The following is a 17,900-nucleotide window of genomic DNA, read 5'->3' as shown; positions in this document are numbered from 1 at the left end:
TTCAGGCAGCCGCGTCGCCGGTGACGGACCGGCTAGCGGCGGGGCGGCTGTGCCGCTCTCCCACGCCTGTACTGACTTCGTGCACGCGGGCGTCCGGGCAGCGGACCGTGTGCACGTACGTGGTGCTCCGCCCGCTACGCGTGCGGCGGGTCTCCTTGTCGACGTCGGTCACCGTGCAAACGTGCTTCTCGCCCAGCCCGAGAATCACGGTGACCACCGTCTGGTGCGGGGGGAAGACGTGGATCAGCGTGCCGACCAGGGTCAGTGCCGCGCCGATGACGATGAAGAGGGTCCCGTTGCGCTTCATTGCCGTGAGCATAGAGGGGCGCGATATAGCGCCCGTATGGCGTGACGCCGGACCCGGATGCGCGCTGGAGCGGCTAGCTCGGGCGCACGAAGTTGACCCGCTCCAGGTGCGGCTCGTAGTCGGCGGGGCCGACGACGAGCCTCTCCTTGATCAGGTCGAGGCCGGCGCGTCCGGAGAGGTGGACGCGTTGGAAGAGTTGCGTGAGGCCGTGCACCCGCTTCACGATGATGTGCTCGTCGTCGTACCAGCCGGCGAAGGCGCGGACGTCCTTGCCGATCCGGTGGAGGATCTTCCCGGTCGAAGCCTCCACGATGCCGATCTGAACCCTGTCGCCGTCCTTGCGGACCACTGTGGCGAACAACCTCCCCGAGGGCGAGGAGACCGTCACGGCGGACCACTCGTCGAAGGCGCCGACGCCTGAGTAGAACCTGCGCAGCTTCCCGCGCAGGTCGTAGACGGCGATGCGGCTCCTGGCCGACGAGGGGTCCGCGTCGTTGTGCGTGGCCAGCACCCGGCCGGACCTGCCGGCGAAGTAGAAGCGGAAGGCACGTCCGATGGACCAGTCGGAGACGGTGTGGCGGGGTCCTGCCCTGACCAGACGGGGAACGCGGTCGGCCACGTTCAGAGTGATGAAGCCGATGATGGTCAGGCTTCCGTCGCGGTGCTTGTCGTACGCCGTGAGCAGGAGCGTGCGGCCGTCCGGCGACCACTCGGGCGACGTCACCGGCGCGGGCAGGGAAATGGTGTGTGTCCGGCGGCTCTGACGATCGATCAGGTCGATCTTCTTCATGGGCAGCCACAGCCGGTGGTCCGGAATCCCGGCCACCCACCGCTGCCCGGGCGCTACCAGCGCCTCGCGGTACGGCGTCCTGACGAACCTGTCGCCCTCGCGCAGGTAGCCGTAGTAGCCCTGGCCGGCGTCGAAGATCAGGGAGTACGAGGCCAGGCGGACCGCTCCCCGCTCGTCGTTGAGCCTGCCCGAGGTGCCCGCGAGCTTGATCCACGGTTTCGACGCGATGGACCGGACGTGAACGGTGGGCGTGCTCGTCCCCTGCGCGCTCGCCGGCTGGACGGCGGCCATGGTCAGTGCCAGGGCCATGAACGTGGTGGCAACGGGTCTGATGGGCATGCGAACCTCCTCGCTCTCTTCATCAGACAGGTTGTCCAGGGGTTTGGTTCGCTGCCGTCCGCGAGGCAGCGCTACGGGGCCGCGTTTGCCGGAGGCGTTCGTGAGCAGGTTGGCCTTGAGAGACAAGGTACGACGGGGAACGCTCGGCGAGCGGGTGGGGGCCTGCTCGGGGGAACCGCGATGGCCGCTCGTCGCTGACCGGGCCGAGCTTGGTCGCGCGCACCTCCGGACGCCCGGGCGACCGGCGTCCGGACGCGGGCCGCGTACCACGTCGAATGGAGGAACTCATGCCGCTCATCAGTGTGAAGGTCATCGAAGGGGTGTTCACCGAGGCGCAGAAGGCCCAGATCGTACAGAAGCTGACCGACGCGATGGTCGAGATCGAGGGCGAGAACATGCGCTCTCTGACCTTGGTCATCCTCGAGGAGGTCAGGAGCGGCGACTGGGGAATCGGCGGGAGGCCGGTGACGACCGCGGACGTGAAGGCCATGGCCGCCGGCGCGCCACCCGGCTGACGGGGACCAGCCGCCGCCGCCCCTCCAGCGTCCGCGTACTAGGGTTGTGTGGGAACGATCCCACACTGCGGACGGAAGGCGCTCATGGATCAGGGATGGGAGCTTCGGGGTTTCCTCGGGGACGACTGGCAGTTGCACCGGGCCCAGCTCCACGCCAGGGACGGCGGCGGCTCGGGCGGATGGATCCCCGCGAGGGTGCCGGGCAGCGTGCTGGCGGATCTGCTGGCCGCCGGACAGGTGCCGAGCCCGTACGTCGGCAGGCAGAGCCTGCTCTCCGAGTGGGTGTCGCAGCGGACCTGGGTCTACCGCACCCGGCTGAGCGCGCCGGACATGGCACCCGGCGAGCGGGCGTTCCTGGAGTTCGACGGCATCGACCACTCCGCCTCCGTCTATCTCGACGGCGAGCGCATCGCCACGCACGAGGGCACGTACGTCCCGCTGGTGGTCGAGGTGACCGGGCTCATCACGGGCGAACACAGCCTGGCGGTGGTCGTGGACCCGGCGCCCGTCAGCGAGCCGCAGGTCGGCTACACGGCCAAGGTCAGCGTGCACAAGGGGCGGATGGGGTACGGGTGGGACTTCTGCCCGCGAATCGTGCACCAAGGACTGTGGGGGCCCGTACGGCTGCGCGTCACCGGGCCCACGAGGCTGGCCGACGTCTGGGCCCGGCCCGCGGGCACGGAGATCGTCGTGCGAACCGAGGTGGACGGCCCGCAGGCGGACGTCGAGCACACGCTCAGGGACGCCGACGGCCGGGTGGTCGCGACGGCCACCGGCGAGCACGCGGTCCTCGAGGTCGGGCAGCCCCGCCGGTGGCGTCTCAACGGCCACGGCGAGGCCCACCTCTACGAGCTGACCACCGCGGTGAAGGGCGACGAGCGCCGGGTCCGCGTCGGCTTCCGCGACGTACGGTTCATCGCCGAGCAGGCGGGCGCGCTCCCGTACCGGCTGACCGTCGACGGGGAGCCGGTCACGATCAAGGGCTGGAACTGGGTGCCCGCCGACGCTCTCTACGGCGCGGTCGAGGAGGCCAGGGTGCGGCACCTCCTCACGCTGGCCCGCGACGCCGGCGTGACGATGTTGCGGGTGTGGGGCGGCGGGCTCATCGAGAGCACCATGTTCTACGACCTGTGCGACGAGTACGGAATTCTGGTCTGGCAGGAGTTCGCCCAGTCCAGCTCCGGCATGCGCAGCGTGCCCAGCGAGGACGAGGCGTTCGTCGCGCGGATGGCGTGGGAGGCCGAGCGCATCGTGCCCGCCCGCCGCAACCACCCCAGCCTGGCCGTCTGGTGCGGCGGGAACGAGTTGCAGCGAGCCGACGGCGTCCCGCTGGCCGACGCCGAATCCCCGGTGCTGCAGGCCCTGCATGACGTCGTGGCGCGGCTCGACCCCGACCGGCACTGGCTGCCGACCTCCCCGTCCGGGCCGGTGTTCGGCAACACCTTCGAAGGCCCGAGCCCGCACGACGCGCACGGCCCGTGGGAGCACCAGGGTTTGTCCGATCACTACGGCTTCCACGACCGCGGCCGGTCGTTGCTGCTCAGCGAGTTCGGGGTCGAGGGGATGAGCAACGTACGGGCGATCGAGTCGGTCGTGCCCGAGCAGGCGCGCCGCCTTCCGACGACCCGCCACCCCGTCTGGGACCACCTCGGCCGGTGGTGGAACAACGAGCCGCTGGTCCAGGAGGCGTTCGGCGGCGCGATCGGCGACCTCGCGACCATGTCGAGGGCCAGCCAGTTCCTCCAGGCCGACGGGCTGCGGTACGCGGTGGAGGCCAACCTGCGCCGGCCCGAGAGTTGTGGCGTGCTGCCGTGGCAGCTCAACGAGTCCTTCCCCAACGGGTGGTGCACGGCCGCCGTCGACTACTTCGGCGAGCCCAAGGCCGTCTACCACTACGTGCGCCGGGCGTACCGGAACGACCACGTCTGCGCGGCGCTCCCGGCTCAGCGCGTGGACGGCGAGGTCGCCGCCACGGTCTGGGCCTGGTCGGACGGCCCGGCGGAGGTCACGGCCCGCTTCCTCCGCCTGGACGGGAGCGAGCTCGCCAAGGAGCGCTGGACGACCGAAGGCGGCCCGCCGCGGCCGCTCGGCGAGATCCGGTGCGCAGGTGACGGGGAACTGCTCCTCCTGGACCTGTCCACCGGCAACCGCTACCTGCTGACCTCCGGCCCCGACTTCGCCGGGTTGCTCACCCTTCGCGAGGCCAGGGTCTCCGCGCACCTGGAGACCACCGGCACGACGTGGACGTTGCGCGTGCGGCACGAGGGCGGCCCGGCGGCGCCGTTCCTGCGCCTGCTCGACGCGCGGCCGGCCGCCGCACAGGGCTGGATGCGCTGGGACGACAACGCCGTCGACCTCCTGCCCGGCGAGGAACGGGTGCTCCGCTGCGAGTGGGACGGCGTGCCGCCGGAGGAGCGCCGCGTGCTGCTCGACGGCTGGAACGTCGGCCCTCAGCTGATAACGCCGCACCTTCCGGCAAGGCCGGGTGGCTAGCGTTTCCGAAGGGGCGTGACGTCAGGCCGTCTCCCTGGTCAGGTCCTCGCAGAGAGCCCAGATCGTGTCCTGGTTGCGCCGGTCGAGCGCGCTGGCCGGCCAGGGAGCGCGGCGGCACTTGCTGCTGAAGTACGTCCCGGTCACCCCCTCCACGTCGCCGCTGGAGGCGAGGTGCACGCTGGAGCGGGACGGCTTGCTCAGGTCGCCGAAGACCCGCGGTGTCACGGCCCGCAGCAGCGGGACGATCGGGCGGTACACGTAGGGGAACCCGGCCGCCGTCATCGACTCGTTCATCGGCGTGTGACCGTGGCCGGGGTAGGCGACGTTGACCGTGACGCCGCTGCCGGCCACCTGCTCCCGCTCGGCGAAGCGCAGGCTCATCGCCATGAGCATCGTCTTGGTGTGGTTGTACTGGCTGAACGTCCACCCCAGGTAGCGCCGCTCCGCCTGCAGGTTGTCCAGCTCGATCGGCCCGCCGGGGATGCCTCCGGTGAGGTTGACGACCCGGCCGCCGAGCAGGGGCAGGAGGAGGCGGGTGAGCGTGAACGGGGTGAGCACGTGGGCGGCGAAGGTGGCCTCCACGCCGTCTTCCGTGAGGGTGCGGCGTGGCGGGTTCGTACCGACGTTGTTGATCAGTACGTCCAGCCGGTCGCAACGTTCGGCCACCTGAGCGGCGAGCCTGGCGAGGTCGCGCTGCCTGGTCACGTCCGCGGCCAGGGCCTCGACCCGGCCGCCGCCCGCGCCGAGCTCGTCCTCCGCCCGCCGCGCGCGTGCGGGGTCGCGGCCGACCAGGATCACCCGGGCGCCGCGCGCGACCAGCCCGCGCGCGGTCTCCTTGCCTATGCCGCCGGTGCCGCCGGTGACCAGGACGGTCTTGCCGTGCATGAGGATCCACCACCTTCGAGATCGATGGACCAAATATGACACTGAGTGACACAGATGGCAATCGGTGTAGACTTCATGCATGGAAGGTCTGCGGGATCGCACCAGGCGCGCCGTACGCGCCGAACTGGCCGGGCGGGCGCTGGAGCTGTTCGCCGAGCGCGGCTTCGACGAGACGACCGTCGACGACATCGCGAGGGCGGCCGGGATGTCGAAACGCAGCTTCTTCCGCTATTTCCCGACCAAGGAGGACGTCGTCTTCGGCGAGATCGAGACGATGGGGGAGCAGGTCGCGCGGGAGATCGCCGCCCGGCCGCCGCAGGAGGAGCCCTGGCAGTGCCTGCACGCGGTGCTGCGCGGCTGGGAGTCGCGCATCAACGCGCAGGCCGACGCGATGGCTCTCATCGAGTCCACGCCCGCGCTGCGCACCAGGCTCCTGCAGAAACGCGACGAGGCCCGCACCCGGATCATCCAGGCACTGGCCGAGCGCGGGATGCCGCCGCTGGAGGCCGACCTGGCGGCGGCAGCGGCGGGCGCGGCCCTCGACGCGGTGGCCCGCGAATGGCTGCGCAGCGGTGGCGCCGTCGACCGCCTCACCCTGGTCGACCGAGCCTTCACCATGCTCCGCCCGGCGTTCCTCACCTGATTCCCCTGCCGGCTGTTCGTACGCGAGATCCGGCCACAGGACAGCTCGGCCATCGTCGCCGACACGGTGGCGTCAGTGCCCGGGCCCGTGCACCCGCGCTGCCGTGTCAAAGCGGTGGCATACCGGCGCCATACCGGTGCCTCCTATGCTGACCGCGTTCATCCACGGATCTTGCTGAAGGGAACCCGGTGTCCCGTTCTGTGCTCGTCATGGTCGTCGCGTTGCTGCTGTCGACGCTCCCCGGCGTGGCCCACGCCCAGGACCCCGGCGTGGTGGGGACCGCGGGAAACCTCATACGGGAGGAGGAGCCGCGGGCCGACGGGATCAGGCACGTCGACAGCAAAGTGATGATCGCGGGGTTGACGGCCCTCAACGCCAACACCTACGTCTATCCGATGGCCGGCGACAACGTGCACTGGGAGGACCTGCGTCAGGAGTTCCTCCCGGCCGCCGCCGCTGCCGGGATCGACGTCTGGGTGCTGGTGTACTCGCCGAGCCAGGCAGGCTGTTGCGTCTCCCGGCCGTACAAGCACGACTACGTGGCATGGGCACGTGAGATCGCCACCCTCTCCAAGGCCCACCCGAACCTGGTCGGCTGGACCGTGGACGACTACGGTTACGACCTCAGGACGTTCACGCCCGAGTACGTCAAGAAGATGCGCGCGGCCGCCAAGCCGATCAACCCCTCGTTGAAGTTCGTCCCCACGGTCTACTACAGCCAGTTCACCGACGCGTTCATCGCTGAGCAGGTCCCGTTGCTCGATGGAGTGATCTTCCCTTTCCGGGACGCGCCGCACCGGGACACGTCGTGGACGTGGAGCCTGTCGTACCAGGTCAAGCAGCTCGTCAAGCGGCTTCCCGGCACCGACGTCTACCTGATGCCGTACGCCCACCCGCTGAGCCACGCCGCCCAGAAGCCGACGGTCGGCTACGTCGAGGCCGTCACGAAGAAGGCCCTCGAACACGTACGCACGGGCGAGCTGGCCGGGGTCGTGCAGTACAAGCTCCCCTACGTGTCCCGCGACGGCGGGTGGACCCGGCCCGCGGGCGACAACCTCGCCCGCGCCGGCAACGGGCGGCTGAGCTTCGTCGTTGAGGGAGACACCGCCACCAAGGCGGGGATGTGGTGCGGCGCGAGCCGCCAGGTCCAGCTCACGCCGGGCGCCGGCAAGTACAGCGTGAGCTTCTGGCACGGCGACGGCCGCGGCCGTGGCAACCCGGCCGGCTACCACGTGAAGCAGCTGCTTCTCGACGGCAAGGTGGTGTGGGAGCAGGACGTCGCCGCCAACGACCAGGCGTGGCAGCGGGTCACGGTCGACCTGACGGCCAGGCTGGCCGGGGCGAGGAGCGCGAAGCTGGAGTGGCGGCTGTACGAGCGCAAGGGCGTCAGCGACTATTTCGTCGACGTCAGCGTGGACGACATCGTGGCCACCGGCCTGCAGCTGAGCGACCCGGGCGTGGAGAACGCCGTCACCTGGACCGCCGGCCTGGCCCGGCAAGGCGGGCCGGTCTACTGCTCCGCCCAGGTCTACCACCACGACTACGGCGCCGATCTCGGCGCGCGGATCGCCAAGCTGTACGCCGCCGGATAGTCGCGGACCGGCGGCGTCCGTGTCGTCACGGAGGATCGACGGTCGACCACCCGTCCTGCCGAAGGCCCTCTCGGCCGCCAGGACCTCTGTGTCCTCCAAGGACACGGCATCGCCGGATGTTCGGCGATGCCGTGCCGCGAGCCGTGAGCGTCAGTACGTCTTGATGTCGAAGTAGTGATCCACGGCCTTGGGGTGTGACGTCGGGCAATGCGCGTTCGACTGCACGCCGATTCCCTTCCAGGGGCCGGTGGCGGTCGTCTTCTTGCTGCCGTTGGAGCACGTGGCGATGGCTCGCACATAACCCGAGCCTTTGTCACAGCGGGCCCATGTGTAGTCGTCCTGCCAGCCGAAGTTGTGATGGCAGTCGGTCGGTGGAGGGTCGGCTTTCGCGACGCCGGGTGTGAGCGAGACGACGGCGATGGCGGCAGCTGACGCGAGCACGGCAGAGATTCTCCTGTTCATGAGGCGAACGTACACATGCTCGCCTGGGGCCCCGCACGTGTTCACTGACGTGTCCGGGTATCCGGGCGAAGTGTGCAGCCTGGACCTGGAATCAGTGTTCTCTCTGCTATGGACGTCGGCGCCTCCAGCACGAGGACGTGAAGGCGCGCGGCGCGGTGGTGTTCTACTTCCCGGGGCAGAGGACCGCCTCTGCCGCCTTCTTTGCCAGGGGGTCGATGGCCGGGTCACTGTGCTCGGTGGCCAGCGTGAGCGACATGAGCAACTGCACGCTGCCGTCTTTGGTGCTGAAGGTGAGGGCGTTGAAGCCGGGAGAGCTGCCCTTCGCGCGTCCGTACGTGCCTTCGTCGTCGCACACGTTGAGGTTGGGGGAGCGGTCCGGCTCGGAGGGAGACCGGCCGGCGTTCAGCGCCTTCTTCTCCTCCTTCGTGAGGATCTTGTCCGTGGCGAACGCCCGGTGGAAGGTGCTCAGGTCGTCGGTGGTGGAGATCACGCCGCCGGCCGCGTAGCCGAAGCTCATGTTCTGGTCGTCGAAGTCGACCAGCTTGCCGTTCTTGTCGGGGAAGTAGCCGTGGCCGTGCGGGCCCTTGATGCTGCCGGGCCACCTGGTGGGCAGGTAGGTGTCGTCCATGTCCAGGGGCTCGAAGAAGCGCTCCTCGAACTCGGCGGCCAGGGAGTGCCCGGTCACCTCCTCGATGATCAGGCCGAGGAGGTAGTAGTTGGTGTTGGAGTAGGAGAACTTCTCGCCCGGCTCCTGCTCGCGCGGAAGGGTGCGCGATTTGGTGATCAGCTCCATCGGTGTGTACTTCGTCTCGAAGTCGAAGTAGTCGATGAGCTCGGGGGTGTACCAGTTGGGGATGCCCGAGGTGTGGTGGATCATCTGCTCCACGGTGATCTCGTCGGCCCGCTCCACCAGGTCCTTCTCCACCACGACCGGCAGCACCTCGCTGAGCTTGGAGTCCAGGCCGAACTTGCCCTCCGTGACCAGCTTCATGATGGCCGCGGAGGTCATGGACTTGGTCTGCGACCCGATCCGGAAGCGGGCGCCCGCCGGGATCCTGCCGCCCTCGCCGTCGAGGAGACGCGTGCCGCCCGAGCCCTTGCCGACTCTCTTGCCGTCCACGTAGAGCGCGCCGATCGCGCCGAGCACCTCCGGGCTCTTCGCCAGCTCTGACAGAGCCTTCTGCACGTCCCCCATCCGGGGCCGGCCCGCTTCCGCGGCGGTGGCGGGTGCCGCGACACCCAGAGTCAGCATCGCGCACGCCAGGCCGGCCAGACCGACTGCTTTCACATGTCTCACGAAGATCCTCTCTGCGGGAAATGCCGGGCGTGGTCGCTTCGGGTGCGAGACGCCTACCGCCCGGACTCGTAGCGACTGTCTAGACGGGCGGCGGTTTCCCGGCTGTTTCGCCCGTCGGCCGCGCGACGCCGGGCGGCGGATGACGCCCGGTGATCTGCTGGGTCCTCAGCGATCGGCCCGCTTCGGGCAGAGCAGGAAGGTGGTGCCCGTGTCCTGTGGGCTCTCCACCACGAGTCCGGTGGCGGACAGGACCTGCGCGATCAGATCCCGGTCGCCGGCCCACTGCAGCGCGAGCTCGTCGACCAGGTCACCTCGGGCGTCGAAACACGACGTGTGCGCCTGCGTGGTCCAGAAGACGGCCTTCGCCGACGCCCCGGCCTCGTGGACGTGCTGCCACGCTCCGGAGACCGTCGGCCAGAGGTCGGGCTCGGCGAAGTAGCCCTGCTCGGCGAGCCGGTCGAAGGCGCGTACGACGCGGCACAGGTCGGAGGAGACCTCGTCGCCCGCCAGGCAGGTGACGAACCCCTCCTCCGGCCTGTTCAGGCCGTGCACCGCGGCGAACAGCGCCTCCATCGCCTCGTCGGCCCGCCTGCTCAACTCCTCGGCGTCCAGGTCCAGCAGCGCGTCGTGGTCGTCGTCCCGCTCCGCCTGGCCGGGAACGGAGGCCACGAGAGCCTCCCGCGCGAACATCGACTGGATCCGTGACGGCAACCCGCCGCGCCAGGAGATCGTGACGTCCTTGACCAGCCCGCCGCCGGGCGCGAAGTGATCGGCCAGGTCGGCGGGCAGGCTCAGCAGGCCGCTCGTCTCGGTGTCGGCCGCGAACCGTCCCGCGTCCACGATCTGCCAGCCTTCGTCCCTCAACCGATCGAGTGCCTGGTCGAAGCGCTCACGCTGCGAACGGCGCGGCTCGAAGGCCGGCCGGGAGAACTCTTCGTGCGTGACCACGATGCTGCACCTCGTCGTTGCGGAAGGCCCGTGGCGCCAGGCGCCGAGCCAAGATCAAGTCCGCACCAGCGTAGTGGCTCTTCTCCGGCCTCCGACCAGGGTCCGTGCGGACCGTCAGTGCGTGCAGAGCTGGGAGTGCAGGGTGTCGTGGGCCCAGCGCTCGAACCGCTCGGGCGTCCAGCCCCGGTCACGGGTGAACACCAGGTAGAGCTCCGGGCTGAGCACGCCGTACAGCAGGTCGGCGGCGTGGGACACCTCGGGGCGTGCCCCCGGCTTGGCCATCAGGCTGTCCGCGGCGGTCCGTGTCACCGTGTAGCGCGGATCCCGCTCGTCGGGCCACATGTCGGCGATCTCCGGGTCGGTGGCCACGGCGATCTGCAGCACCTTGGTCATCGGAGCCACCCGCTCCAGCACCGCCCGGGTGCCCGCCACGTAAAGACGCAGGTGTTCCTGAGCGGTGGCGGCGTCCAGCGCGTCGCGGAACCACGGCCGGTCGAGGGTCGCCACGGGACGGTCGTCGCCCGCGATCGTGACGTCGACGAGCTCCTTGAGCAGGCGGCGTTTGTTGCCGAACACGAAGTAGACGGTCTGCACCGCCACGCCCGCCCTGTCGGCGATCTGCTGCAGCATGGTCGCGCCATAGCCCTGCGCCACGAACAGCTCCCCGGCGGCCTCCAGGATCCGGCGCCGGGTCTCGGCGGACTTCTGCGCCTTCTTGTTGGGCTTCCTGTCCTCGCTCACGGGGAGCAAGGCTAGCCGAACTCTAGATGCGGACTACAGAAGGGCCGGGGCGCCTCTCCCGGGAAACGAGGAGGAAACATCCACTCGGCCATAAAGGACGGCGAGGGGAGCTGGCGCGCCTGCCGGGGCCGGGTTCGACCCCGGCCCCGGCAGTCGTGTGCCACCCCGGCGACATCTCACCGCTCGGGCCGCGCGATCTGAGGAGACATCGTGAAACGTACGACGGCCGCCCTGGCGTGTGCCGTGCTGCTGGCCCACCCCGCTCCCGCGGCGGCCGCCACCCCGTCCGGGATCGGGGACGTGCAGCGGGCCATGGAAGAGCTCGCCAAGGACGCCGGCGTGGTGGGCGTCATCAGCGAGGCGTTCCACGACGGCAGGCGCGTCGGCCGCGGCTCGGCCGGCTCCCGCCTGATCGGCGGCAAGGGCGGCAGGATCCCCTCTGACTCCCGCTACCGGGGCTGGTCGCACACGAAGGGCATGACCTCCGCGGTGATCGCGCAGCTGGTGGAGGAGGGCAAGCTCTCGCCGGCCGACAAGCTCGGTGACCTGCTGCCGGTCGTCGTCGAGAAGGACCTGGTGGAGCGGGTCGGCGAGATCACCGTGGACCACCTGCTCAAGCACACTTCCGGCGTCCCCGACTACGGTGGGAAGCTCGACCTCTTCGATCTCACCTACCACTCACCGATGGATCTGCTGAAGGTCTCGCGAGGGCTGGAGCGCGAGCAGGAACCGGGCGAGAAGTTCTCCTACTCCAGCACAGGCTACGTCCTGCTCGGCCTGATCATCGAGAAGGAGACCGGTGACAGCCTGGGCGCGGCCTTCGCCAGGAGGCTGTGGAAGCCGCTGGGCATGACCGACACCTACCTGCCCACCAGGCCCACGCAGCGCATCAAGGGCCCGCACGGGCACGGCTACTACCCCGACGACAAGGGCAGGTTGCGCGACGCCGACCGGCAGAACGCCACCAATGCGTGGGCGGCGGGCGGCGTCGTCTCCACCGCGAAGGACCTCGCCGCCTTCTGGCGCTATCAGGCCGGCAAGCGGCCCCCGAAGGAGCAGCCCGGCACGTGCATCGGCATCGCCGCCCTCGGGTCGGGCCCGGGATCCCTCGCCTATCTCTTCACCACGAAGGACGGGCGCTCGCAACTCGGCGTGAACATCACCCTGAAGGTCCCCAACACCAGCACCGGCGACCTGCCGGACAAGGTGCTGGAAACCGCCGAATCACTGCTCTGCTCCGCGCAGTGACGGGGCCCATCGAAAGGAAACATCATGAAACGTGCGACAGCGACCGGCCTGGCCGGGTTGGCCTGCGCGATGCTGACCTTGGGCGTCACGGCACCTGCCACCTCCGCGGAAACGGACCGCCCCCGGCTGGGCAACGTGCAGAAGGCTCTGTCGGAACTGGCGAAGAGCTCGAAGATCGTCGGTGCGATCGGCGCCGTCTACGTCGACGGCAGGAAGGCCGGCAAGGGCTCGGCCGGCACCCGCCTGCTGAACGACAAGGGCGGCAGGATCCCCGCGGGCGCCCGCTTCAGGGTCGGCTCGCAGACCAAGCTGATGACCCAGGTCGTCATCATGAAGCTGGTCACGGAGGGCAAGCTGTCGCTGGACGACAAGCTCGGCGACCTGCTGCCGGTCGTCGTCGAGAAGGACCTGGTCGAGCGGGCCGGCGAGATCACCGTGGAGCAGATGATCCACCACACCTCTGGGATCCCCAACTGGTACACCCCGGAGCTCGTCGACGCCTTCGACTTCGACACCTACTACCCGCCGCTGGAGCTGGTGAAGAAGTCGCGCACCGTGGAGCGGTCGCAGGAGCCGGGGGAGAAGTTCTCCTACTCCAACACCAACTACATGCTCCTCGGACTGATCATCGAGGACCTCACCGACCACTCCGTGTCCCGGGAGTTCGAGCGGCGTATCTTCGATCCCCTCCACATGGACGACACCTACCTGCCCACCAAGTGGCCCGGCGGCATCAAGGGCCCGCACGGGCACGGTTACCACCCCGACAAGAAGGGCAAGCTCCGCGACGTCGACCGCCTCAACATGAGCTACGGCTACGCCGCCGGTGGTGTCATCTCCACCACCGACGACCTCAGCGCCTTCCACCGCGCCTTCGCCAGGGACAAGATCCTCACCAAGGAGGAGAAGGAGGCACTCAACGCCGGTCGCCCCGCTCCGGAGCCGAAGTCGTCCGAGGCCCCGTCGCGGAAACCCGCCGATTCGCAGGTGTGCGGCGGCGAGTACGGGACCACGAAGGGCGGCTCGAGCGGTTTCAGCGCGCTCACGTACAACTCGCGGGACGGCAGCGTGCAGTTCGTCCTGTCCGTCACACTGGGTACGAACAACACCGATCCCACCATCGACCCGCTGGTCAAGAAGGCGGCCGAGGCCGTGCTCTGCCCCGAGAGCTAGGCCTCGCCGGCCCGGGAACGCGCGCCTGCGTCCATCGGCGGTCGTGCGCCACGCCCGGCGAGACCTGTCGGCGCCTCTCCATGCCGCATCCATGGATCGGACACGCCTGCGTCCCGGGCACCAGCCCTCAGAGAACATGCCGTTATATCGGTCTCATAGCCCTTTCATAGCGCTCATCTCTATCGTCGCTTCCTGTTGGAGCCGACACCGAACCGGCCCATCGACTGAATTGTTCGATCCCGGCCGGAGGTGCGAGGGTGCCGCAGGGTGCGTACGATGACCTGCTTCAGTTGCGGCAGAATGTCGCGACGTTGGTCGTCGAGTCGCGGATCGTCATCAACAGTCGTGGGCGGTCCCTTTCCGTTCCCTTCTCGCCGGCGTGGGCGGAAGCGGCCGAGGCCCTGATCACCGGCACGTCACGAGCAGAGTTTCTGTCCGGCGCGGGCGGCGGGTTGAACGCGGACGTCCAGGACACCGCCGAACGATTCCTCGAGGCGCTGGACGGCATAGGGGCGCTCCAGTCGCCGACCCGGCCAACGAGCGTCCCTGCCGCCGTGCTGGAACGCCATGCGCGCTCCTTGCGCTACTTCGGCGCGTACGAGACTTCGGACGTCGATCGCTTCGGATATCTCGAACGGCTCCGTTCGGCGCGCGTTTTCGTCCTCGGACTGGGCGGAGCCGGAAGCTGGATCGCCTACCAGCTGCTGCTGGCCGGCATCGGCACCATGACCGCCGCGGACGGCGACGTGGTCGCGGTCAGCAATCTGAACCGGACGGCGCTCGTGGACGCGGACGATGTCGGCCGGCCCAAGGCAGAGGTCCTGCAGGAGCGCCTCTCCTCGCTCTTCCCGGACGCCGACCTGCGATTCGAGCAGAAAATGATGGCCGGCCCCGAGGACATCGCGGTGGCCGCGCACGACAGCGACTTGATCATCGGAGCGGCGGACACCCCGCACCGGACCATCCGGCTGTGGGTGTCGCAGGCGTCGCTGCGCCTGGGTGTCCCCTCCATCCAGACCGGGGGCGGGCGGGTCGGTCCGTTCTTCGTGCCGGGACGATCTGCCTGCGCGGGCTGCCTCCAGGCGATGTTACTGGCCCGTGCCGGCCAGGCCGGTGCCGCCGTCCTCGCCGATCTCGACCGGTTCGCCCTGGTCGCGGCCAGCACGCTCTCCCCGCAGCCGTGCGCCGATTCAGCGCTGCTGGTCCAGGAGGCCGTGCGGCACCTCGCCGGCCACCAGGAGCCGGCCACCCTGAACCAGGTCATGCAGAAGGGCCCGAACCTTCTGGACGGACATTTCCTCAAGCTTGCTCCGCGCGACGACTGCCTGATCGGTTGCCGAACGCACGGGGCATGAAAATGAGCCTTTCTTTCAGATGGGGGGTGAACAGAATGCAGGAGATCGTTGTCTCGGACGAGGTCGTGGAGATGTACGACGTGCTCACTGAGTGGGAGTACGGCATCGACTAACCACTTCTGAATATGGTCGCCTGAGCGCCGCGCCTATCGGCGCTCAGGCGACCTTCGAACTCTACGGCCGGCAACGGTGGGCGGCCGACGCGGGGAAAAGGATGCTGCACGAAAACGACGTCAACGATCTCGTCAGGCGGACGATGCGTGTTTCCCTGCCCCTGTCGGTGACGGTGCTGGGCGACGGCCGCGTGGCCGTGGTCGAGGGCCATGGGGTTGCGGAGCGCGTGGTCGTCCGCGCACCGGACCGCGATGACCTCCATAACGTCCTCGGTGGCGGCGTCCGCCGGATCCTCGGCGACGCGGGCGGCCGCCTGCTCGCCGAGATCGGCGGCGGCTCGGCCCCGGCGGCGGTGGTCGCCCTGCCCTCCCTCGCCCGGGTCACCGACCTCGCGGACGGCGAGATGCCCTGCGTCGTCGGGTCCCAGCTCTGTGTCATCGGCCCGGTGGGAATACGGTTCCCTTCGGCGGAGCCCGAGAAGAAGCCCTGGGAAGCGAGCGGTCTGGGTGAGATCGTCCCCCAGCTGGTACGCGCGGTGGGGACCGCCGCAGTGGCCTGGGTGAGCGAGGATTCCGCAGGGTTCCATCTGCGGATCGTCTCCTGGCACGAGAGTGAACCGGCGATCACCACGATCACCCTAGACGCCCGGCCACAGGACCTGGCGGTCTCGCCGGCCGGGCGGCGGATCGCGTTGGTGCTCCGCGGCCGGCTGATCCTGGTCGAGGACGGCCGGGTCGTCGACGTCCCGGACGCCAGGGCGGAACCAGGGATCTGCTGGCTGGATGAGGAGAGGCTGTGCTGGATCAGCCGTCAGTGGCCCGACTCGGCGCTCGTCACACACTCGTTCGATGACGGCAGCCGGACGAGTGAGGTCTTCGCCGGGTGGACCTTGGGCCGGCTGTACCGCTCGGGTGATGCTGCCGCAGCGATCGCCACCCGGCACCGCAGGCCGCCGACGGCGATCGAGACGGCACGCCTGTCGCGTGCGGATCTCTCCCACCCGGAGTTCGGCTCGGTCGAGGTGTCCGGCGGCTCGCTGCGCACGATCACCTTCCCGCCCGACCGTCCGCCCACCGGCCTGGTGATCATGCTGCGTGGCGGTCCGTACGGCGAGTGGCTGCCCGGCTGGGATCCCATCGTGGAAACGATCGAGGAGAGCGGCTGGGTCGCCGTCCAGTTGGAGTCGCCCTACACCGCGGCCGTTCTCGGCCGCCTCCCGGTCTTTCGCCGGGGCCAGTTCGGTACGCGCGACGCGGCGCTGGTGGCAGAGGCGGCTAGCGCCTTGACGTACCGGTTCGGCCTGAACACCTCTCAGACAGCCTTCGTCGGGCACAGCTACGGTGCCTTCCTGGCCGCCCGCGCGACGGCCCACCTGGGGGCGCCGGTCGCCGGGCTGGTCACCATGAACGGTCCGTGGACCACGGGCGACCTGCTGGCCATGGGCGCCGACCCGGCGACGGGGAACAGCCTTTTGAGCAGGTTCCTCCGCCAGGCGTTCCCCGCGGACACGCAGCCGCCCGCTCCGGAGCAGGAGGCTCGCGATCTTCCGAAGCATTGGCGGGTCATTTATGGCACTGCCGACACCACGGCCTCCGCGGCGGTCACGGAGCGAGCCGTCAACCGGGACAGGCCGTCGGCCGTGCTCCGGCTCGACGGTGAGCCGCATATACCACGACGTCGAGAGTCCATCGCCGAGACGATGCGCTTTCTGGACACGTGGCTCAGAGGAGTTGGTTCGTCATGAACGCCAAGGCGGCGATGGCGGCGCTACGCGGCTACGCACCGCCCAGTGAACGCACCGCGCTCGCCATCCGCCTGCGGCACATGGCGACGGCCGGACAGGACGAGGCGTGTGCCACGTATTTCGACCTGCGCTCCCCGTCGCCGCGGGCGCCGTTGCACGCGCGCACCACGTACCTGCTCGCTGACCTGCTGGTCAACGGCGGGACCAGACTTCCGCTGCCGATGGACACCATGGTGCCGAGCCGGTGGCGCCTGCTGGTCGCGGCCGGCTTCGGCAGGTTGGGGGACATCGGGCTCACGCTGGCGCCCTCCGCCGCCGCTGCGCCGGGCTCCCTGCTCGGCCGGGTCTGCGCCGGCATCGCCGAACCGCGCCGGCTACCGGACAACGCGTTCCGGCAGGCGGCGCAGATCCTGTGGCGGCTGGGCGCCAAGCAGAGCGTGCTCGATCTGTACGGGGTCGAGCCCGAGGCCGACCTGATCACGGCCATGGGAAAGAGCGACCGCCCGTCCGAGGTGGCCTCGACCTTCTTCCTCCAACATGGCACGAGCGACGCGCTTGAAGAGGCGCTGCTGGATCGGGCCGCGGACCCCACGCTGATGCACGCTGAACGCGTACGCCTCACCCGCTTCGTGCTGGTCCGGCGGGGGAAGGCGCGCCGGCCGACGGGCGACCGGCTCAGCCGTGCCTACGCGCTCGGCACGGCGATCCTGCAGGATCTCGCGGACGACACGGAGATCGACGAGTTCTCATCCGCCATGCTCCGCAGCACCTTGCACCGGGCCATGGCGTTCCGTCCCTTCCTCGACGGCCAGGCGCAGGCGGCGCTCGATCACCTGCTTGACGCGGACGCACTGCTGGCCGCGCAGCGACCGGACGACACCGCGCTGCGGTTACTGCTGCAGGACCACCACTTTCCCGCGCTCGAGACGCTCAGCCAGACCGCCGGCATGGTGGGCAGGCATGAGCTGGCAGCCCAAGCGGCGCATCGGCTGGTGGCTCTGGATCCGTACGACGCTCGATCATGGTTCGCCCTGGGCAAGGTGATGATCGGCCGGAACGACCCGCTCGGCGCGGCGGCGGCCTTCACCGCGGCGGCCTCGTGCGAGTTCGCCCAGCAGGCGCGGGCCTGCTACTTCGCGGCCGTTGCATACGCGGAAGCGGGCCTGACCGGCACGGCCGGACACTGGTTGCGCCGCTCCGCGGCGCTGGACCCGACGCCCCCGGCCCTCGAATCGCTCAGCCGTACCCTCTAAG

Annotated in this window: 16 protein-coding genes; 9 read left to right on the top strand and 7 right to left on the bottom strand. The window is 69.6% G+C overall.

All coding sequences use genetic code 11. The features are described from left to right. Position 1 precedes the first annotated feature (1 nt). Together ACZ6SA_RS09485 and ACZ6SA_RS09480 are read right to left on the bottom strand one after the other, a co-directional pair. Positions 2 to 307 carry a hypothetical protein gene (locus ACZ6SA_RS09485; RefSeq protein ID WP_465827395.1) on the bottom strand — a complete coding sequence of 102 codons (306 nt, stop codon included), beginning with the start codon at positions 305 to 307 and terminating at the stop codon, positions 2 to 4. A 73-nt stretch (positions 308 to 380) separates the two neighbouring features. Further along, positions 381 to 1,436, bottom strand: a complete 1,056-nt coding sequence (locus tag ACZ6SA_RS09480; protein WP_465827393.1) for a TolB-like translocation protein — start codon at positions 1,434 to 1,436, stop codon at positions 381 to 383. Between the two features lie 287 nt (positions 1,437 to 1,723). Here ACZ6SA_RS09480 and ACZ6SA_RS09475 point away from each other — a divergent pair, with 287 nt between their 5' ends. Continuing rightward, a complete protein-coding gene (locus tag ACZ6SA_RS09475) occupies positions 1,724 to 1,951 on the top strand; it encodes a tautomerase family protein (protein WP_347646540.1) in 228 nt (75 codons plus the stop codon). Between the two features lie 84 nt (positions 1,952 to 2,035). Then, a complete protein-coding gene (locus ACZ6SA_RS09470; RefSeq protein WP_465827391.1) occupies positions 2,036 to 4,444 on the top strand; it encodes a glycoside hydrolase family 2 protein in 2,409 nt (802 codons plus the stop codon). Between the two features lie 21 nt (positions 4,445 to 4,465). On the opposite strand, the gene ACZ6SA_RS09465 is transcribed toward ACZ6SA_RS09470, so the two are convergent. Next, complete coding sequence (locus ACZ6SA_RS09465) at positions 4,466 to 5,329, bottom strand: SDR family NAD(P)-dependent oxidoreductase (protein ID WP_465827389.1); 864 nt, start codon at positions 5,327 to 5,329, stop codon at positions 4,466 to 4,468. 79 nt (positions 5,330 to 5,408) lie between these two features. On the opposite strand from ACZ6SA_RS09465, the gene ACZ6SA_RS09460 reads away from it, so the two are divergent. Both ACZ6SA_RS09460 and ACZ6SA_RS09455 read left to right on the top strand, forming a co-directional pair. Continuing rightward, positions 5,409 to 5,972 (top strand): TetR family transcriptional regulator, encoded by a 564-nt coding sequence (locus ACZ6SA_RS09460; protein ID WP_465827388.1) that lies wholly within the window; start codon positions 5,409 to 5,411, stop codon positions 5,970 to 5,972. Between the two features lie 188 nt (positions 5,973 to 6,160). Next, positions 6,161 to 7,564, top strand: a complete 1,404-nt coding sequence (locus tag ACZ6SA_RS09455; protein ID WP_465827387.1) for a hypothetical protein — start codon at positions 6,161 to 6,163, stop codon at positions 7,562 to 7,564. Positions 7,565 to 7,714: 150 nt separating this feature from the next. On the opposite strand, the gene ACZ6SA_RS09450 is transcribed toward ACZ6SA_RS09455, so the two are convergent. From ACZ6SA_RS09450 to ACZ6SA_RS09435, 4 genes are all read right to left on the bottom strand, one after another. After that, positions 7,715 to 8,026: a hypothetical protein gene (locus tag ACZ6SA_RS09450; RefSeq protein ID WP_347646558.1), complete on the bottom strand. Its 312-nt coding sequence runs from the start codon at positions 8,024 to 8,026 to the stop codon at positions 7,715 to 7,717. Between the two features lie 163 nt (positions 8,027 to 8,189). Then, a complete protein-coding gene (locus ACZ6SA_RS09445; RefSeq protein ID WP_465827385.1) occupies positions 8,190 to 9,314 on the bottom strand; it encodes a serine hydrolase domain-containing protein in 1,125 nt (374 codons plus the stop codon). A gap of 174 nt (positions 9,315 to 9,488) precedes the next feature. Continuing rightward, the gene (locus tag ACZ6SA_RS09440) at positions 9,489 to 10,271 is read right to left on the bottom strand and encodes a hypothetical protein (protein ID WP_347646560.1); all 783 of its coding nucleotides are present in this window, start codon (positions 10,269 to 10,271) and stop codon (positions 9,489 to 9,491) included. Between the two features lie 114 nt (positions 10,272 to 10,385). Further along, on the bottom strand, positions 10,386 to 11,012 hold the full coding sequence (locus tag ACZ6SA_RS09435; protein ID WP_465827383.1) for a TetR/AcrR family transcriptional regulator: 627 nt from the start codon (positions 11,010 to 11,012) through the stop codon (positions 10,386 to 10,388). A gap of 210 nt (positions 11,013 to 11,222) precedes the next feature. Here ACZ6SA_RS09435 and ACZ6SA_RS09430 point away from each other — a divergent pair, with 210 nt between their 5' ends. The 5 genes from ACZ6SA_RS09430 (at position 11,223) to ACZ6SA_RS09410 (ending at position 17,899) form a co-directional block, all read left to right on the top strand. Next, positions 11,223 to 12,260, top strand: a complete 1,038-nt coding sequence (locus tag ACZ6SA_RS09430; protein WP_465827381.1) for a serine hydrolase domain-containing protein — start codon at positions 11,223 to 11,225, stop codon at positions 12,258 to 12,260. A gap of 24 nt (positions 12,261 to 12,284) precedes the next feature. Continuing rightward, complete coding sequence (locus ACZ6SA_RS09425) at positions 12,285 to 13,433, top strand: serine hydrolase domain-containing protein (RefSeq protein ID WP_465827380.1); 1,149 nt, start codon at positions 12,285 to 12,287, stop codon at positions 13,431 to 13,433. Positions 13,434 to 13,690: 257 nt separating this feature from the next. Beyond that, positions 13,691 to 14,788, top strand: coding sequence for a ThiF family adenylyltransferase (locus ACZ6SA_RS09420; protein ID WP_465827378.1), 1,098 nt, complete (start codon positions 13,691 to 13,693; stop codon positions 14,786 to 14,788). Between the two features lie 214 nt (positions 14,789 to 15,002). Next, a complete protein-coding gene (locus ACZ6SA_RS09415) occupies positions 15,003 to 16,646 on the top strand; it encodes a S9 family peptidase (RefSeq protein WP_465827377.1) in 1,644 nt (547 codons plus the stop codon). Next, positions 16,643 to 17,899 (top strand): hypothetical protein, encoded by a 1,257-nt coding sequence (locus ACZ6SA_RS09410; protein ID WP_465827375.1) that lies wholly within the window; start codon positions 16,643 to 16,645, stop codon positions 17,897 to 17,899. Before ACZ6SA_RS09415 ends, ACZ6SA_RS09410 begins: the two co-directional genes overlap by 4 nt. The last annotated feature ends 1 nt before the right edge of the window (position 17,900 follow it).

This window comes from Nonomuraea sp. NPDC049378, from assembly GCF_055586745.1.
The sequence above is the reverse complement of the archived record's forward strand: the minus strand, read 5'-3'. Positions and strand labels throughout refer to the sequence as shown.

What these genes read in the sequence shown, in the direction of transcription:
- ACZ6SA_RS09485 (WP_465827395.1), bottom strand. Translation starts at nt 307, where the DNA reads ATGAAGCGCAACGGGACCCTCTTCATCGTCATCGGCGCGGCACTGACC.
- ACZ6SA_RS09465 (WP_465827389.1), bottom strand. Translation starts at nt 5,329, where the DNA reads ATGCACGGCAAGACCGTCCTGGTCACCGGCGGCACCGGCGGCATAGGC.
- ACZ6SA_RS09410 (WP_465827375.1), top strand. Translation starts at nt 16,643, where the DNA reads ATGAACGCCAAGGCGGCGATGGCGGCGCTACGCGGCTACGCACCGCCC.
- ACZ6SA_RS09480 (WP_465827393.1), bottom strand. Translation starts at nt 1,436, where the DNA reads ATGCCCATCAGACCCGTTGCCACCACGTTCATGGCCCTGGCACTGACC.
- ACZ6SA_RS09450 (WP_347646558.1), bottom strand. Translation starts at nt 8,026, where the DNA reads ATGAACAGGAGAATCTCTGCCGTGCTCGCGTCAGCTGCCGCCATCGCC.
- ACZ6SA_RS09415 (WP_465827377.1), top strand. Translation starts at nt 15,003, where the DNA reads ATGCTGCACGAAAACGACGTCAACGATCTCGTCAGGCGGACGATGCGT.
- ACZ6SA_RS09460 (WP_465827388.1), top strand. Translation starts at nt 5,409, where the DNA reads ATGGAAGGTCTGCGGGATCGCACCAGGCGCGCCGTACGCGCCGAACTG.
- ACZ6SA_RS09425 (WP_465827380.1), top strand. Translation starts at nt 12,285, where the DNA reads ATGAAACGTGCGACAGCGACCGGCCTGGCCGGGTTGGCCTGCGCGATG.
- ACZ6SA_RS09475 (WP_347646540.1), top strand. Translation starts at nt 1,724, where the DNA reads ATGCCGCTCATCAGTGTGAAGGTCATCGAAGGGGTGTTCACCGAGGCG.
- ACZ6SA_RS09470 (WP_465827391.1), top strand. Translation starts at nt 2,036, where the DNA reads ATGGATCAGGGATGGGAGCTTCGGGGTTTCCTCGGGGACGACTGGCAG.